Consider the following 16,137-nt stretch of genomic DNA (forward strand, 5'->3'; position numbering starts at 1 on the left):
CTCCTAACAAATTTGCTTTTCAGCAGTGTAATTTTCAATTAAATCAATAATTTCTTTGGCGGTTGCTTTTTCTAATGCAGTATCAGCAAATTTTTTCGCCTCTTCATAATTTGTATTACGAATTAATTTTTTAATTTTAGGAATTGATACTGCGCTCATACTAAATTCATCAAGCCCCATACCAAGTAATAAAATTGTCGCTCTTTCATCACCAGCAAGTTCGCCACACATACCAGTCCATTTTCCTTCTTTATGAGAAGCATCTATAACATTTTTGATTAGTGTTAGTACTGAAGGTGAAAATGGATTATAAAGATGAGAAATCAATTCATTACCACGATCAACGGCAAGCGTATATTGTGTTAAGTCATTGGTTCCAATACTAAAGAAATCGACTTCCTTGGCTAAGTGATGCGCAATTACAGCGGCTGCTGGCGTTTCAATCATTACACCAATTTCAATATTTTTATCAAACGCTTTACCTTCAGCATTTAATTGTTCCTTAAGGATATTGATTTCAGACTTTAATATGCGGATTTCTTCTACAGAAATAATCATTGGGAACATAATGCGCAATTTACCAAATGCTGATGCACGTAAAATTGCACGTAATTGTGCATGAAGCACTTCTTTACGATCTAAACAGATACGAATTGCTCGCCAACCTAAGAATGGATTTTCTTCTTTTGGTAAATGCATATATGGGACATCTTTATCACCACCAATATCCATGGTGCGTACAATCACAGATAAGCCATTGGTTGATTCAGCTACTTCTTTATATGCTTTAAATTGTTCTTCTTCGTCAGGATACGCTTCACGATCCATAAATAAGAATTCTGTGCGGTATAAACCAACACCTTCATAACCATTACGTTCAGCACCAGCAATATCCCGTACTGTACCAATATTGCCACAAATTTCTACTTGGTGACCGTCAAGGGTTACAGCGGGTAGATCTTTTAATTTAGCAAGTTCTTCTTTGTCACTAAGGTATTTAGCTTGAACTTGTTTTAACTTTTCTTGAGTAGTGTGATCTGGGTTGATATAAATAGCATTATTGATCGCATCTAGAATAATGAAATCACCTTGTTTGATTGCTTGAGTTGCATTAGATGTGCCAACGATAGCAGGGATTTCTAAAGAACGAGCCATAATTGAGGTATGTGAGGTGCGCCCACCAGCATCAGTAATAAAACCCAATACCATTTCTAAGTTTAGTTGAGCTGTTTCAGACGGCGTTAAGTCAGTTGCAACTAAAATACATGGCTGGCTAATAGCACTTAAGTCAACAATTTCAATACCTAAAATATTTTTTAGTAATCGTTTACCGATATCACGAATATCTGCAGCGCGTTCTTTTAGATATTCATCATCTAGATTTTCGAGCTCTTTAGCTTGAGTTTCAAAAACAGATTGAACAGCAGCATCAGCGCTTGAGTGCTTACTTTGAATACGAGAAATAACTTCTTGTTCAAGATCTTCATCTTCAAGAAGCATAATATGCCCTTCAAAAATGGCCGCTTTATCTTCTCCTAATGTTGATTTCGCCCGTTCCATGATCGCATGAAGTTGTTTGCTTGATTTTTCTCGAGCTTCCTTAAAGCGCTCAATCTCAGCGTCAATCTTGTTATCAAGAATTTGTCTATTGCTAATAACAATAGGTTCTTCTTTTAATAATAGCGCTTTAGCAAAAGCGATACCTGGGGAAACAAGTGTACCTGATACCATAACATTTAATCCTTATTCAATTTTAAAACCATTCATAGCTAATCGGGAGTTATTTATTCCAACTCAGGAATTAATTTTACTAAGTGATCAACAGCTTCTTTTTCGTCTTCGCCTTCAGCTTCAATAGTAATAGTTGTGCCTTGTGATAAAGCTAATGTTTGTAATTTAAATAGGCTTTTAGCGCTTGCACTTTTGCCATTAGATGTGACCGTGATTTCTGCGTTAAAGTTTTTGGCTTCTTTAACAAATTGTGCAGCAGGGCGGGTATGAAGACCGTTAGATGCTGTAATGGTTACATCTTGTTTATACATATTATTTTACTCCCAAAATATTTTCATTCTAGCGACCAATATAAATAAAAACAGCCTGAAAGGCTAGTAAGATTTCATATATCTTTTATATTAGGTCAATCGTATTATCTTAATTTATTAAGATAGTCATATTTGATCAATACTGATAGATACGCGTGATCTTATCACTGCATTTTTTAAATTCTACCTGTCCATGAATCCCATGTTTTATATTTTCAAAAACCATTTCTTCACTACCATCAAGCTGTGATGCTCGTATCTCTTCTCTACAGAAAGTTTCAAATCGTTGTAATTCTTGCTCACTATCACCTAATTTATAAGCTTTAGGTAAATCTTGACCTGTTACATTAGTATGTATTTTGTTTCGCACATCAAGGACAATCATACCTTTATTTGATAGAAATAAGCCACAGGCAGTTAATGATAATGATAATCCTACAAAAAATAATAGCTGCAGAAACAATTTCATGGTTAATTCTACAATGTTCAAAATAATTCCTTTATAAAGTGCAGGAACCTGTTTATTATTTATAATTATATACTAATAATCAGAGAAAGTGCAGAGTACATTTTTTTATGATGCAATAAGACTAAGGTGAAGTTTATGTCAAATGCGATTAATTATGACGAATTTAATGGTCAACTAATTCAAAATAAAATAGGTATTACCGCAGCCGAACTGCACGGTTTTCTTTCAGGCATATTAGCTGGCGGTAATTTTGATGAAAGTTGGCATCCATTGGTTGAAGATATGTTAAACAATGGTCAAAAAATGCCCGCATCATTAGATGAAAAAATAAGCCATCTTTATACGCTTACCAAACAACAATTCTTTGAAGAAGATTTCAGCTTCCAATTATTACTAAGTGATAAGGATTTATATGCGCAGCTTGATGATCTAGTCGGCTGGGTGAATCATTTCTTGCTTGGCATTGGACTTGTACAACCTAAAATTAACCACATCAAAGGTGATGTTGGTGAGGCTATTTATGATCTTCGCCAAATTGTTAAATTGGGTTATGATGAAAATGAAGATCAGCAAGAACTTGGTTTTGCTTTTGAAGAAATAAAAGAGTATGTTCGCATAACTTCGATGCTATGTTTTGATGAATTTAATGAGCCAGATATTCGCCCAACAATCCATTAATAATAGTAATTACATACCTCAAGGCCATTATAATGATAAACACCGATATCAAAACAGAACTCTTGGCACGGCGAGAGAAATTATTAGCCGAAATGGTGCCAAATAGTATTGCTCTTTTTTTTGCAGCTCCAGAAGTTGTACGTAGTAATGATACGCATTACCCATATCGACAAAATAGTGATTTTTGGTATTTTACTCTTTTTGCCGAACCAGAAGCGGTTTTTGTGGTCATTAAACAAAAGGATAATACACCGAAATATGTATTATTTAACCGCAAAAAAGATGCTTTGGCAGAAATATGGACAGGTTACCGTTTAGGGCAGCAAGCCGCATTAAAGACTATATTTATTGATGAGGCATATTTATTTGATGAAATTGATAGGATATTACCTGATTTATTAAATGGTAAAACGGCAGTTTATCATGCTGATCAACAGTATGCATATGCAGATGGTATTGTGGATCATGCGATTAACACCTTACGACAAGGTAGTAGAATGAATTTATCTGCGCCTAATTGTAAAATTGATTGGCGTCCTATCGTCCATGAAATGCGCATGGTTAAATCAGATTTTGAAATAGAACTTTTACGTCAAGCTTGCAAGATTAGTGCAAAAGCTCATATTAGCGCTATGCAAAAATGTCAACCGAATATGCATGAATATCAATTAGAGGCCGAAATTTTACATGAGTTTGCTTGGCATGGCGCCCGCTCACCGTCTTATAATACTATTGTAGGTAGTGGTAATAATGGTTGCATTTTACATTATGAAAATAACAGTGATCAGTTAAAAGATGGTGATTTAGTTTTGATTGATGCGGGTTGTGAATACCAATACTATGCAGGAGATATTACACGCACTTTTCCGATTAATGGTAAATTTAGCCAAGCTCAGCGTGAAATTTATGACATTGTTTTAGCATCGCAATATCAAGCTATTAAATTATTTAAGCCAGGCACATCAATTATGGATGTGAATAATCATGTTATTAGAACGATGGTAGAAGGTTTAGTTAAATTAGGTATTATGCAAGGAGATATAGATACTTTAATTGCTAACAAAGCCTACACTCACTATTATATGCACAGTTTAGGACATTGGTTAGGCATAGATGTGCATGATGTTGGTAGTGATCGCAACCGCATTTTAGAGCCTGGTATGGTATTAACAGTTGAGCCAGGGCTTTATATTAACCAAGATGCAAATGTGCCGGCACAATATAAAGGCATAGGTATTCGGATTGAAGATAATATTTTAATTACTGAGTCAGGCAATGAAGTATTGACCTCTGATGTGCCCAAAGATCCAGTAAAAATTGAAAAATTGATGGCAAACAAATTTGCTTATTAGTTGTATCGTTGCCATAATTTCTTAATTGAAGTTATGGCTTTTCTATCGACATCATTATTAACCTAGACTAATTGATTTATCGCGATTAAAGATAATTTTTATTTTTAAATCTTTGCTAGCAATTGGTTGATACTTCCAACTTTTCATGGCGTTGATTACTGAACGATTAAAAATATTATTAGGATTAGCCTCTATTATCCGAATATTTTCAACCCGCCCATCTTTGTTAACATCAAACATAGCAATCACATAACCTTCTAAACGCATATCAAGCGCTCGCCGTGGGTATTCGGGTTGATTTCGTCTAATTGGTGAAGGGTTGCCTGAATATCGCTGACTATCTGAAATCTTTGGAGCTACGGAAGTATTAGCGACATTTTCACTGGCAACCTCTTGCCTGACTTGTTGACGTGAAGCTTTTGGGGCTGGTGAGCGTTGTTTCTTCTGTTTTGATTCTTTTTTCACCACGATGTTCTTTTGGGAATCTACAGTAGGTTTGTTAGGTATTTTTTCAACAATAGGAGCGGTTGTTTCTTCTTTAACAACTTCTGGTTCAACAACTGGATCAGTGGGAATTTCTTCAATCGGTTTATTATCAATAAGTTCGCTATTTTCCACACCTTTAATATCGGGGGTATTTTCTACTAATGATTGCTCGGGAGCTGCCAATTGCGATAAATCGATCATAACAGCTTTAATTGCATTATCGCCTTCATCAATAACAATATTTTCAGCAAATAAGGCCGAGCTAAACAGTAGTGCAAATAATACAAGATGTGACACTACGGAAGCCGATGTACATATATAGCGACTCTTAGGCTTCTTTTTCGTAGGGCTCAAAGGAGCTTTAGCATTATCTATGTCTATATCAAAGTTAATCTTCATAGCAATAATCATTTTTAACTTAAGTTAAGTATTCTAGATGAAAATGCTTATCATTTGTAGCATTTTTTGAAATATGATAGATAAGACCTTGTTGCATCATGATATTTATCAGATAATAGAAAATAGATATCTATTATTTGTAATGGTTAGGCTGATGAACACTCCGTCAATGAATCAAATACTCGATCTTGTTAAAGACGATTTAATAAAAGTAAATCAAGCTATACAAGCAGAACTTAGTTCTGATGTGGCTTTAATTAATCAGTTAGGTAATTACATCATTAGTAGTGGTGGAAAGCGCATACGCCCTGTTATTGCATTATTAATTGCTAAAGCACTTCACTATCAAGGCGATAAACATATTATCACAGCAGCTTTTATTGAATTTATTCATACTGCCACTTTATTGCATGATGATGTTGTTGATGAGTCTGACTTACGCCGTGGTAAATCGACCGCTAATGCAATTTTTGGTAATGCTGCAAGTGTGCTTGTTGGTGATTATATTTATACACGTTCTTTTCAAATGATGGTGCGTACAGAATCTTTTAAAGTATTGACGATCATGTCGGCGGCAACAAATGTGATTGCTGAAGGTGAAGTACAACAATTGATTAATTGTAACGATCCTGATATCACGAAAGAACAATATTTAGATGTTATTTATCGTAAAACCGCACGTTTATTTGAGGCGACCGCGCATTCTGCTGCGGTCTTAGCTGGTGCAAACGAGCAACAAGAGATTGCTTTGCAAGAATATGGCAAATATTTAGGTACAGCTTTTCAAATCATTGATGATCTACTCGATTATAGCGCTGATAGCAACCAAAAATTAGGTAAAAATTTAGGCGATGATCTTAACGAAGGTAAACCAACCTTACCGCTTTTACATGCAATGCGCCACACTAAAAATGCTCAAGATGCAACTTTAATTCGTCAAGCAATAGAGCAAGGTAATGGGCGAAATTTATTAGATCGTATATTACAAATCATGGATGAATGTGGTTCGCTAGATTTTACGTTACAAACCGCTCAAGAAGAGGCTCAAAAAGCGTTTGATGTTGTCGCTATTTTACCCGATTCACCCTATAAACAAGCATTACAAGATCTTGCCTTATTGTCAGTAAAAAGAGAGAACTAATTAACAGATAAACTAGTCTGTTATTAGTTAATTTTATGTTCAAGTGCATGCCTACTTAAAATGCTTTGTCACCCGTTGTATATGCAATAATTTCAAAATTCAATTATGGTAATTCTGTATGCTTAGAAGATTTTTGCCTATTTTTTTTATTTTAATTTCAATGATTTCGGTTCAAGGTAGCGCATCTATAGCCAAATATTTGTTTCCTATTCTCGGGCCTCAAGGAATGACTGCTTGGCGGTTATTTTTTCGGCAATTTTGTTAGTTTTGATATTTAAACCATGGCGCAAAGTCATGACCAAAAAAGCATTGAAATACATTTTTTTATATGGCATATCAATTGGTTGTATGAATTTAGCTTTTTATAACGCGATTGCAAGAATTCCGATAGGTATTGCTGTTGGCATTGAACTCACTGGACCTATTGTAGTGGCAATGTGCTCTTCTCGAAAAGTGCTTGATTTTATTTGGTTAGGTGTTGCCATTGTCGGCCTTGCTATGCTTTTGCCTATTCATCAAGCATCAAACCATTTAGATCCCATTGGAATTTTATATGCGCTATTAGCAGGAAGTGGTTGGGCATGTTATATCTTATTTGGGCGTAAAGCTAGCGCCCTTCATGGTTCATCAAGTGTCGCAATTGGGTCGGTTATTGCTTCGTGCTTTTTATTTCCTATCGGTATCTGGCAAACTGGTAGCGCCATGTTTTCATTAGAACTTATTCCGATGGTTTTTGTCGTTTCATTATTAGCATCGGCAATTCCTTATGGGTTAGATATGATGGCTTTGCCTAAATTACCGGCTAAAACATTTAGTACATTAATGAGTTTATCGCCCGTTTTTGCAGCACTTTCTGGACTAATTGTGTTACATGAACAATTAACCTACTATCAGTGGTTAGCAATTGTTTTTATCATTATATCGTCGATGGGGACAGTACTTGCAATCAGTCAACCGACAAAGCTTAAATCGACTAGACCAAGCAATTAACGGTAATACCGTGCTGTTGCGAGCACGGTAATCTTTGCAGAAAACTTTTAGTTAAAGATAGGACAAGCTATTTTTTAGCTAAAAACAGTGTATATGGTGATTTAACGAGGTGGGAATCCCATGCCTCCTCCGCCCATTAATCCTTTCATTTGGCGCATCATTTTCATCATGCCTCCACCTTTCATTTTCTTCATCATTTTTTGCATATCTTCGAACTGTTTTAATAGTTTATTGACATCTTGAACTTGAGTTCCTGAACCATTTGCAATGCGGCGTTTGCGCGATCCTTTAATAATTTCAGGGTTAGCGCGCTCTTTTAATGTCATTGAACCAATAATTGCTTCCATTTTTATGGTAATTTTATCATCCATTTGAGCTTTGATGTGATCTGGAAGTTGACCAACACCCGGTAATTTAGCCAGCATTGCTCCCATTCCGCCCATATTACGCATCTGTTTGAGTTGATCTTGAAAATCGTTAAAATCAAATTTGTCGCCTTTTTTTAGCTTTCTAGCAATTTTTTCAGCTTTTTCGCGATCGACATTACTTTGTAGTTCTTCAATTAAAGAGATGACATCTCCCATCCCCAAAATTCGCGAAGCAATACGGTCTGGGTAAAATGGCTCTAACGCATCAGTTTTTTCTCCCATCCCTAAAAATTTAATTGGTTTACCTGTGATATGGCGAATAGATAATGCTGCCCCACCACGAGCATCACCATCAACTTTGGTTAAAATCACACCAGTGAGTGGTAAAGCATCGTTGAATGCTTTAGCTGTGTTTGCTGCATCTTGCCCTGTCATAGCATCAACCACAAACAATGTTTCAATTGGATTAATTGCTTGATGTAGTGCTTTGATTTCATCCATCATGTCATTATCAATGTGCAAACGACCAGCGGTATCGACAATGAGCACATCAAAAAATTGCAATTTTGCATGGGAAATTGCTTTATTAACAATATTAACAGGTTTTTCAGTAATATCAGATGGGAAGAATTCGACATCAATCGCTTTAGCCAGTGTTTCTAACTGTTTAATTGCAGCGGGTCGATAAACGTCCGCAGACACAACTAGCACTTTCTTTTTTTGTTTTTCTTTTAGGAATTTAGCTAGTTTAGCGACACTGGTTGTTTTACCTGCACCTTGTAATCCTGCCATTAACATGACAGCGGGAGGCTGGGTTGCCAAATTAAGTGAACTATTGACTTCCCCCATTGCGCTTGTCAGCTCGGCTTGAACTATTTTAATGAATTCTTGACCAGGTGTAAGACTTTTGCTGACATCTAAGCCAACAGCTTTTTCTTTAACTTGATTAATAAAGTCACGAACCACAGGCAGTGCAACATCAGCTTCAAGTAATGCCATACGTACATCGCGTAGTGCATCTTTGATATTGTCTTCAGATAATCGCCCACGGCCACTGATATTGCGGAATGTCTGTGATAAACGGTCGGTTAAATTCTCAAACATATTAACTCTCGTAATAAATAAAAAATTACGATTATCATATCAGAAAATTACCATAAGTCCCACGATCATAATTTTGCGTTGACTTGACACCAAATTGTGTTCCTGTTGAAATGAGGGAAGAGAAAAAGATCACATTGATTATTTTAATAATTAAAAAAGCAAATAATAGATTAAAAAGGAGAAAATCGAATATGGCAAAAGTAATTAGCACTGACAAAGCACCTGCGGCTATTGGCCCTTATGTTCAAGCTGTCGATTTAGGTAATATGTTATTTGCCTCAGGGCAAATCCCACTAAATCCAACAACAGGTGAAATGCCAAGTTGTGTGAAAGAGCAAGCGAAACAGAGTTTAGCTAATGTTAAAGCGATTGTCACAAAAGCAGGTTATCAAGTGAATAATATCGTTAAAACCACTATTTTTTTAGCCGATATGAATGACTTTACCGCTGTAAATGAAGTATATGAAGCATTTTTTACTGAAAATAATGCTTCTTTCCCTGCTCGTTCATGTGTCCAAGTTGCACGAATCCCTAAAGATGCTAAAGTTGAAATTGAAGTTATTGCCGCTAAATAAATTACTTATCTGATTAGCACCAAAAGGTGCTAATGTTTGTCAAAAACTTTCAGTAAATAAAGCGTTTTAGTATAAATTGCACTAAAAAACGTTACATTTTGAGTTATTTTAACCTTTAATTCTTTTTAGCAAAAAAGCTGCAAATTTCTAACCAAAAATCAATTTAATTATTTATTGTTAACCTGTTATTTAGTGATTGATTGCTGATTTAGTTGGTGCAATAATCTACAATAATTTATTACTATTTTTTGTGTCAATTTGGATTGTAAATATGTTTGAAAAAGTAGAGCCATATGCAGGGGATCCTATTTTATCATTAGTAGCTGAATTTATTAATGATAGTAGAGATAATAAAACTAATTTAAGTATTGGTTATTATTATGATGAAAACAGCATAGTTCCTCAATTACAATGCATTAAAACGGCTCGCAATTATGTCTATCACCATAACCAAGATGCTCAGTTGTATTTGCCGATGAGTGGTTTACCCGCTTATTGCCAAGCAATTCAATCATTATTATTTGGTGACGACCATGTGGCTTATCAAAACAAACGTATTGCAACGATACAAACATTAGGCGGATCTGGTGCACTTAAGGTGGGGGCAGATTTTTTATATCGTTATTTTCCAAATTCGCAAGTCTGGGTCAGTGATCCAACATGGGAAAATCATATTGCTATTTTTAATGGCTCAGGTTTTAAAGTAAATAAATATCCATACTTTGATGCACAATCCTGTGGTGTAAAATTTGAAGCAATGCTTGAAACATTAAATCAATTACCTGCCCAAAGCATTGTTTTACTACACCCTTGTTGCCATAATCCAACTGGTGCTGATTTAACGCAAGCACAGTGGGATAAAGTGATAGCGGTTTTACAAACACGAAATCTTATTCCATTTATGGACATAGCTTATCAAGGTTTTGGTCAAAGCATTGACGATGATGCTTACGCGATTAGAAAGATGGCTGATGTTGGCTTGTGTGGATTTATCAGTAACTCCTTTTCAAAAACATTCTCACTTTATGGTGAACGCGTTGGCGGGCTATCTGTTTTATGTGATAACAGTAAAGTAGCTAGCCACGTATTAGGGCAGTTGCAAGCAACTGTCCGCCAGAATTACTCTAGCCCAGCAGCTTATGGTGCGCAGTTAGTTAGTTATGTTTTAAATAATCCAGAACTTAAAACACAATGGCTTAAAGAACTCGATGCAATGAGAAATCGAATTGCAACAATGCGATCTACGCTGGTTGAATTATTAAAAAAAGCTGCTCCTGAGCGTAATTTTGATTATTTGGTTAAACAGCGAGGCATGTTTAGTTATACCGGTTTTAGTAAAGAGCAAGTTACACAATTGAAAGATAATTTTGCTGTTTATTTGGTGGGCAGCGGAAGAATGTGTGTAGCGGGTTTAAATCACCATAATATCGACCGTGTGGCAGAAGCATTTGCTACATTAAAATAATCATATTACTAAAAGGAGTATATTTTATGTTCCGTAAAATGCTAATTCTAATGTTAGGTGTGGCGATGACAACTCTTATTGTTGGATGTAACACTGTTAAAGGTGTTGGCGAAGATGTTGAATCAGGTGGAAAGGCCATTTCGCATACTGCTGAAAAAGTCAGTGATAAAATGTAATTAAGGATATAGATATGCCTATAAACATTCTAACATCTGGAATATAGTTAGAATAAAAATGTTACGTATTTTATCTATAGTGATATTTTTTTTACTTGTTGGGTGTGGTTCGTTAAAATTTCGAACTACACCTTTAACTATGGAAAATTGCCAATACTCAAACCTATTTGGCATTGAATTTATATTAAATCCCCTCCCTGCAAATATACCAATTTATCAGCGTGTTTATATTACCCAAAGTCGAGAAGGTAAACATTTACCGAGTAGTTATGCAGGAATAAAAGGTAAATTAACAGATCAAATTTTTATCCGCGATTATCCCAAAGAAACATTCTGGCGAACACCTAACTTATTTGAAAGATCTTCTCTGTACGATGATGGTTATGATGATCTTTATATTAGCAAAGCGCAAAAAGAAGCACGTGATCGTAAAGCCAAATTTGTAGTAAGACAAGCCATTTTACAAAATTGCCAAATCGTTTATATCGCTATTGATTCTTTAGCCAAAGACAGGGATAATCTTTCGCTAATTCAATCTAGCGATTTATCAATCATAAAATAAGAGCAAAATTGTCAAGGAAATAGAGCTGAAAAGTCTGTTGCTAATGTTAGTTAGGCCAGTTATAAGTTTTATTCACTTTGCTGATGTTATTTTTATACGTTAGATATGATTGTATCGAGTGATATGTAGTCACAATGAATCGATCCAGAAAGCGACATAACCAATTTTAGCTATTTTTTAAAGTGGCTATACAATATTAGGATTGTTTATGCAGTTTTCACATTATTAAATACAGAGTTAAGCCTTTTAATATTGCAATTTTAATTTTTCTGATATGAAAGTTGCTATTAAGGCGATTATTTATACCTGTATATTTATCCTTTATATATTAAAGTCAATGCGAGTTAAAAACACATATGTTAATGGCACTGCAGCCAAGGTATCTGTAGTACCATTATTAGTTAATTTGTTTTAAGGAAATAAAATGACATTAAATTTAGACAGTTCAACCAATAAAAAAGTCAAAAAAGCCGTTATTCCTGTTGCTGGTTTGGGTACACGCATGTTACCTGCAACAAAAGCAATTCCCAAAGAGATGCTTCCGGTTGTTGACAAACCACTGATTCAATATGTGGTTAAAGAGTGTATTGCAGCTGGCATAACTGAGATTATTTTTGTAACCCACTCATCAAAAAACTCAATTGAAAACCATTTCGATACCAGTTTTGAATTAGAAGCCATGTTAGAGGCTCGTGTTAAACGTCAGTTATTGCAAGAAGTACAAGGTATTTTACCTAAACATGTCACAATAACCAGTGTTCGCCAAGGTTTGGCTAAAGGGCTGGGTCATGCAGTGTTATGTGCTTATCCTTTGGTGGGCGATGAACCATTTGCTGTCGTTTTACCTGATGTGATTATTGATGAGTATGAAAGTGATTTAACCAGCGATAATTTAGCCGCAATGATTAATAATTATCATGAAACCAAACATAGCCAAATCATGGTTGAGCCAGTGCCCAAGGAATTAGTCTCTTCTTATGGTATTGTTGATTGCCGTGGTGAAGTATTATCTGCAGGCAATGTTGCACAAATGTATAGTGTTGTTGAAAAACCCTCTATTGAAGATGCACCATCAAACCAATCTGTGGTCGGGCGTTATGTTCTATCTGAAAAGATTTGGCCGTTACTTGCTAAAACACCATTAGGTGCTGGTGGTGAAATTCAGTTAACTGATGCCATTGCCATGTTACTTGAAGAAGACAATGTTGATGCTTATTGCATTAAAGGCCGTAGCCATGACTGTGGTAATAAACTGGGCTACATACAAACATTTGTGCAATACGCAATGCGCCACAAAAGTTTAGGTAGCGATGTTAAAGCGTGGTTAAAAACCATTTAATTTTATTAGGATAGACTCGAAACCGAAAAGGGTACTGTTTGCGCCCTTTCGGTTATATAGTTTACTTTTTGTATTAGCTTTCTGACGGCTCATTTTCAAAAGTAACATTAGGATCGTTATACACGGTCATATTCATAAGCCCTACTTCTCGATCAGTTACAACAGCCGCTGTCATTGCACCAGATACATTGGCTAAAGTTCGTGCCATATCGATAATTGGATCGATAGCTAACACCATACCAATTAAAGGGAAGTATTCAGCCATACCCATGCCAGATAAGACCACCGTTGCGGCAACCGTTGCTGTACCGGGAATGCCAGCGATGCCGATTGAACCAATAACCACCACAATGACAAGCATAATATAAAACTGGATATTAGTCTCAATACCAACCATGTGCGCTACCATCACGGCAAGTAAAGCAGGGAAGAAGCCAGCACACCCATTCATTCCCATGGTGCTACCAAGCGAGCCGACTAAATTAGCAGTGCCAGTATTTACCCCCATTCGAACGGTTAACGTTGAGATAGTCATAGGTAATGTGCCGACTGATGAGCGACTAGTAAAGGCTAATAGCCATGTTCCTAACGCTTTTTTGATAAACATCGTTGGCGAAATACCATGGATCAAGACAATCGTAATATGCATAATTAGCATAATCGCTGTTGCAATATAGACTGCAACAACAAAGTTTGAAACCTGGATAATTGCTGGTATTCCATTAGAAATAATGGTGCGAGCCAGTAAAGCAATGACCGCGTAAGGCATGTATTTAATAACAGTCATCGCAATTGACATGACGATTTTGTAAAGTGCTTCGATAAATGTTTTAAATAACGCAATGGGCTGTGGGTTTTTCTTTTCCATTCTATTAGCGGCAAGCCCCATTAAGGCAGAAAAAATGACTAAGCCCACAATGTTTTCGTTTACCATTGATGCAATAATATTGCTAGGTATTAGATTGATAAAGGTATCAATAATATTGGTGTATTGTTTTGCGTGAGCTTGATGTACAGAGTTTGAGCTCATTGTACCTAAGGCAAATAGATTCGCTAACAAAATACCGACTATACAGGCAATAGCTGTTGTAAACAGCAACCAAAAAATCCCTCTAAATGCGATTTGCGGTAGATTTTTTTTACCAGAAAAATCGATGATGACTTTAACAATAGAAACAAAAATGAGTGGTATCACTAACATTCGGATAAAGGCAATAAAAGCACGACCAAAAAGCCCATACCATGTTGCGGTTTCCTGCATCCAGATTGTTGATATATCTGGGAATCCTGCTACAGCTTGGATCCCTAAGCCAAGCACTGCACCAAGTATTAGACCAACTAACATGCGAATTGAAAAATTAACTTTTTTATCTTGTAGCGGTTTCATCACCGCAAAAAAACAAATAAGTAATAGTCCAATACTAATGAGCGTTTGATAATGGGTAATTACTAAGAACTTTTCAAAAAAAGCTCCCTGAAAAATGGCACCTGGCATAATTAGCCTCTCTTTTGATAATTCAATTATATGGTTAAAAATCGACCTTTAATAATATTGCTTATATAGATAAGCAAGTATTTTTATTTTGCTATAGATCCGGCAATATTTAAAATATCCCATGGTCTTGAAAATGGTGGCGCATACAAAAAATCCATCATGGCAAACTCATCAATTTTTAAATTTGCCCATATTGCAGTTGCTAACGTATTTACTCTTAATGCCGCACCACTTCCACCAACTATTTGCCCTCCTAAAATCTCGCGAGTATCGACATGGTAAATCAGTTTTGCTGTTACACTTGTTTGCCCAGCAACATAGTTGCTATGGTTTTTATCTTTAACCATTACAGTTTTATAAGGAATTTTGGCTTTTTTTGCTTCGCTTTCGGTTAAACCAGCTCGCCCTGCCTCAACATCAAAAACCTTTAGGGCTGATGTGCCAATAGTACCGGGGTATTCATTATGCCCTCCGCCTAAATTTTCGCCTGCGATTTTACCAAGCTTGTTTGCGCCTGTAGCAAGCGGAATATACACCATTGATTGGCTAATTCTATGGTGAAGTGCGGCACAATCTCCAGCGGCGTAGATGTCAGTAATATTGGTTTGCCCAAAGCGATTCGTTATGACTGCGCCGTTTTCAAGTGTGTTGATCCCCATGTTTTTATAGATAGCACTATTGGGTTTTACACCTGTTGCAATGATAACAACATCTGCTGGGTATTGTGATTTATCGGTAACCACATGAGTGACTGTATGAGCCCCTTCAAAGCCTAACACGCGTTCTTGTAAGTGTAGGTCACAATGTTGTTTGATGTTTTCTTCTATCAATTCGGTAATTTGCTCATCAAAAGCATCAACAAGAATTCTATCATCTAGCTGAATAAGTTTAACTTTTTTTTGTAGGGCAACGAGTGATTCGGCTATTTCAAGCCCAATATACCCAGCACCAACAACAATAACATTTTGGGTATTTGGATTGGTTAACGCTTGTTTGATTGCTAGCCCATCATGTAGATCGCGTAAGGTGAAGATATTTTTTAATTGATTATTTTTAAAAGGCGGAATAATGGGGCTAGCACCAACCGCGAGTAGTAGTTTATCGTAGTTATCATCAAAGCAATTGCCTGTATTGAGATCTTTAATGGTTAATTTTTTTTGATTAACATCAAGTGCAATAACTTCATGTTGTGTCTTGATTTCAATGCCATCTTTTTGGAATTGTGCTGGTGTTCTGGATATCATTTCATTGGCATCAGTAAAGTGGTTACCAATGAAATAAGGTAACCCACAAGCACCAAACGATACAATATCCGATTTTTCATAAATACGGATGGTGGCTTCAGGGTTTGTTCTTTTGGCTTTTGCCGCAGCACTTGCGCCTGCGGCTTGAGCGCCAATGATGATTATTTTCACTTAATTTTCTCCTTAGTGCTCAAAAACAGAATTATTCAATACTAGCTTATCATACGTTATCAATCATACGGGTGATAGATA

Annotated in this window: 16 protein-coding genes and 1 pseudogene; 10 read left to right on the top strand and 7 right to left on the bottom strand. The window is 36.0% G+C overall.

Annotation, left to right across the window (positions count from 1 at the left end):
* Window positions 1-3 precede the first annotated feature (3 nt).
* The 3 genes from ptsI to A9G45_RS03655 all read right to left on the bottom strand — a co-directional run bounded on the left by ptsI (window position 4) and on the right by A9G45_RS03655 (window position 2,511).
* Entirely contained in the window at window positions 4-1,731 is a 1,728-nt protein-coding gene (gene ptsI, locus A9G45_RS03645; protein ID WP_065567349.1) for a phosphoenolpyruvate-protein phosphotransferase PtsI, read from the bottom strand.
* A 53-nt stretch (window positions 1,732-1,784) separates the two neighbouring features.
* Window positions 1,785-2,042, bottom strand: a complete 258-nt coding sequence (gene ptsH, locus A9G45_RS03650; protein ID WP_065567350.1) for a phosphocarrier protein Hpr — start codon at window positions 2,040-2,042, stop codon at window positions 1,785-1,787.
* 136 nt (window positions 2,043-2,178) lie between these two features.
* Window positions 2,179-2,511, bottom strand: coding sequence for a hypothetical protein (locus tag A9G45_RS03655; RefSeq protein WP_065567351.1), 333 nt, complete (start codon window positions 2,509-2,511; stop codon window positions 2,179-2,181).
* A gap of 135 nt (window positions 2,512-2,646) precedes the next feature.
* On the opposite strand from A9G45_RS03655, the gene A9G45_RS03660 reads away from it, so the two are divergent.
* Complete coding sequence (locus A9G45_RS03660) at window positions 2,647-3,189, top strand: UPF0149 family protein (RefSeq protein ID WP_065567352.1); 543 nt, start codon at window positions 2,647-2,649, stop codon at window positions 3,187-3,189.
* A 35-nt stretch (window positions 3,190-3,224) separates the two neighbouring features.
* Window positions 3,225-4,541: a Xaa-Pro aminopeptidase gene (gene pepP / locus A9G45_RS03665; RefSeq protein ID WP_442903025.1), complete on the top strand. Its 1,317-nt coding sequence runs from the start codon at window positions 3,225-3,227 to the stop codon at window positions 4,539-4,541.
* A 57-nt stretch (window positions 4,542-4,598) separates the two neighbouring features.
* On the opposite strand, the gene A9G45_RS03670 is transcribed toward pepP, so the two are convergent.
* Entirely contained in the window at window positions 4,599-5,324 is a 726-nt protein-coding gene (locus A9G45_RS03670; RefSeq protein WP_176701629.1) for a TonB family protein, read from the bottom strand.
* Between the two features lie 256 nt (window positions 5,325-5,580).
* On the opposite strand from A9G45_RS03670, the gene ispB reads away from it, so the two are divergent.
* On the top strand, window positions 5,581-6,567 hold the full coding sequence (gene ispB / locus A9G45_RS03675) for an octaprenyl diphosphate synthase (RefSeq protein ID WP_065567355.1): 987 nt from the start codon (window positions 5,581-5,583) through the stop codon (window positions 6,565-6,567).
* 294 nt (window positions 6,568-6,861) lie between these two features.
* On the top strand, window positions 6,862-7,557 hold the full coding sequence (locus tag A9G45_RS03680) for an EamA family transporter (protein WP_218057022.1): 696 nt from the start codon (window positions 6,862-6,864) through the stop codon (window positions 7,555-7,557).
* A 101-nt stretch (window positions 7,558-7,658) separates the two neighbouring features.
* Here the strand turns inward: A9G45_RS03680 and ffh are convergent, their stop codons facing one another.
* Window positions 7,659-9,029, bottom strand: a complete 1,371-nt coding sequence (gene ffh, locus A9G45_RS03685; protein ID WP_065567356.1) for a signal recognition particle protein — start codon at window positions 9,027-9,029, stop codon at window positions 7,659-7,661.
* A 191-nt stretch (window positions 9,030-9,220) separates the two neighbouring features.
* On the opposite strand from ffh, the gene A9G45_RS03690 reads away from it, so the two are divergent.
* The 6 genes and pseudogenes from A9G45_RS03690 (at window position 9,221) to galU (ending at window position 13,146) form a co-directional block, all read left to right on the top strand.
* Window positions 9,221-9,604 carry a RidA family protein gene (locus A9G45_RS03690; protein WP_065567357.1) on the top strand — a complete coding sequence of 128 codons (384 nt, stop codon included), beginning with the start codon at window positions 9,221-9,223 and terminating at the stop codon, window positions 9,602-9,604.
* Window positions 9,605-9,875: 271 nt separating this feature from the next.
* Window positions 9,876-11,069, top strand: coding sequence for an amino acid aminotransferase (locus A9G45_RS03695; RefSeq protein WP_065567358.1), 1,194 nt, complete (start codon window positions 9,876-9,878; stop codon window positions 11,067-11,069).
* A gap of 26 nt (window positions 11,070-11,095) precedes the next feature.
* Window positions 11,096-11,245, top strand: a complete 150-nt coding sequence (locus tag A9G45_RS03700; RefSeq protein WP_081295683.1) for an entericidin A/B family lipoprotein — start codon at window positions 11,096-11,098, stop codon at window positions 11,243-11,245.
* A gap of 58 nt (window positions 11,246-11,303) precedes the next feature.
* Complete coding sequence (locus A9G45_RS03705) at window positions 11,304-11,807, top strand: hypothetical protein (RefSeq protein WP_065567359.1); 504 nt, start codon at window positions 11,304-11,306, stop codon at window positions 11,805-11,807.
* A gap of 271 nt (window positions 11,808-12,078) precedes the next feature.
* Window positions 12,079-12,222, top strand: a pseudogene (locus tag A9G45_RS14920) (hypothetical protein); the annotation flags it as partial.
* Window positions 12,223-12,231: 9 nt separating this feature from the next.
* On the top strand, window positions 12,232-13,146 hold the full coding sequence (galU, locus tag A9G45_RS03710) for a UTP--glucose-1-phosphate uridylyltransferase GalU (protein WP_065567360.1): 915 nt from the start codon (window positions 12,232-12,234) through the stop codon (window positions 13,144-13,146).
* 73 nt (window positions 13,147-13,219) lie between these two features.
* Here the strand turns inward: galU and A9G45_RS03715 are convergent, their stop codons facing one another.
* Both A9G45_RS03715 and A9G45_RS03720 read right to left on the bottom strand, forming a co-directional pair.
* Window positions 13,220-14,641, bottom strand: a complete 1,422-nt coding sequence (locus A9G45_RS03715) for a cation:dicarboxylate symporter family transporter (RefSeq protein ID WP_065567361.1) — start codon at window positions 14,639-14,641, stop codon at window positions 13,220-13,222.
* Window positions 14,642-14,724: 83 nt separating this feature from the next.
* A complete protein-coding gene (locus tag A9G45_RS03720; RefSeq protein WP_065567362.1) occupies window positions 14,725-16,056 on the bottom strand; it encodes a CoA-disulfide reductase in 1,332 nt (443 codons plus the stop codon).
* Window positions 16,057-16,137 lie beyond the last annotated feature (81 nt).

This window comes from Gilliamella sp. HK2 (assembly GCF_001690265.1).
Taxonomy (GTDB): Bacteria; Pseudomonadota; Gammaproteobacteria; order Enterobacterales; family Orbaceae; genus Gilliamella; species Gilliamella apicola_C.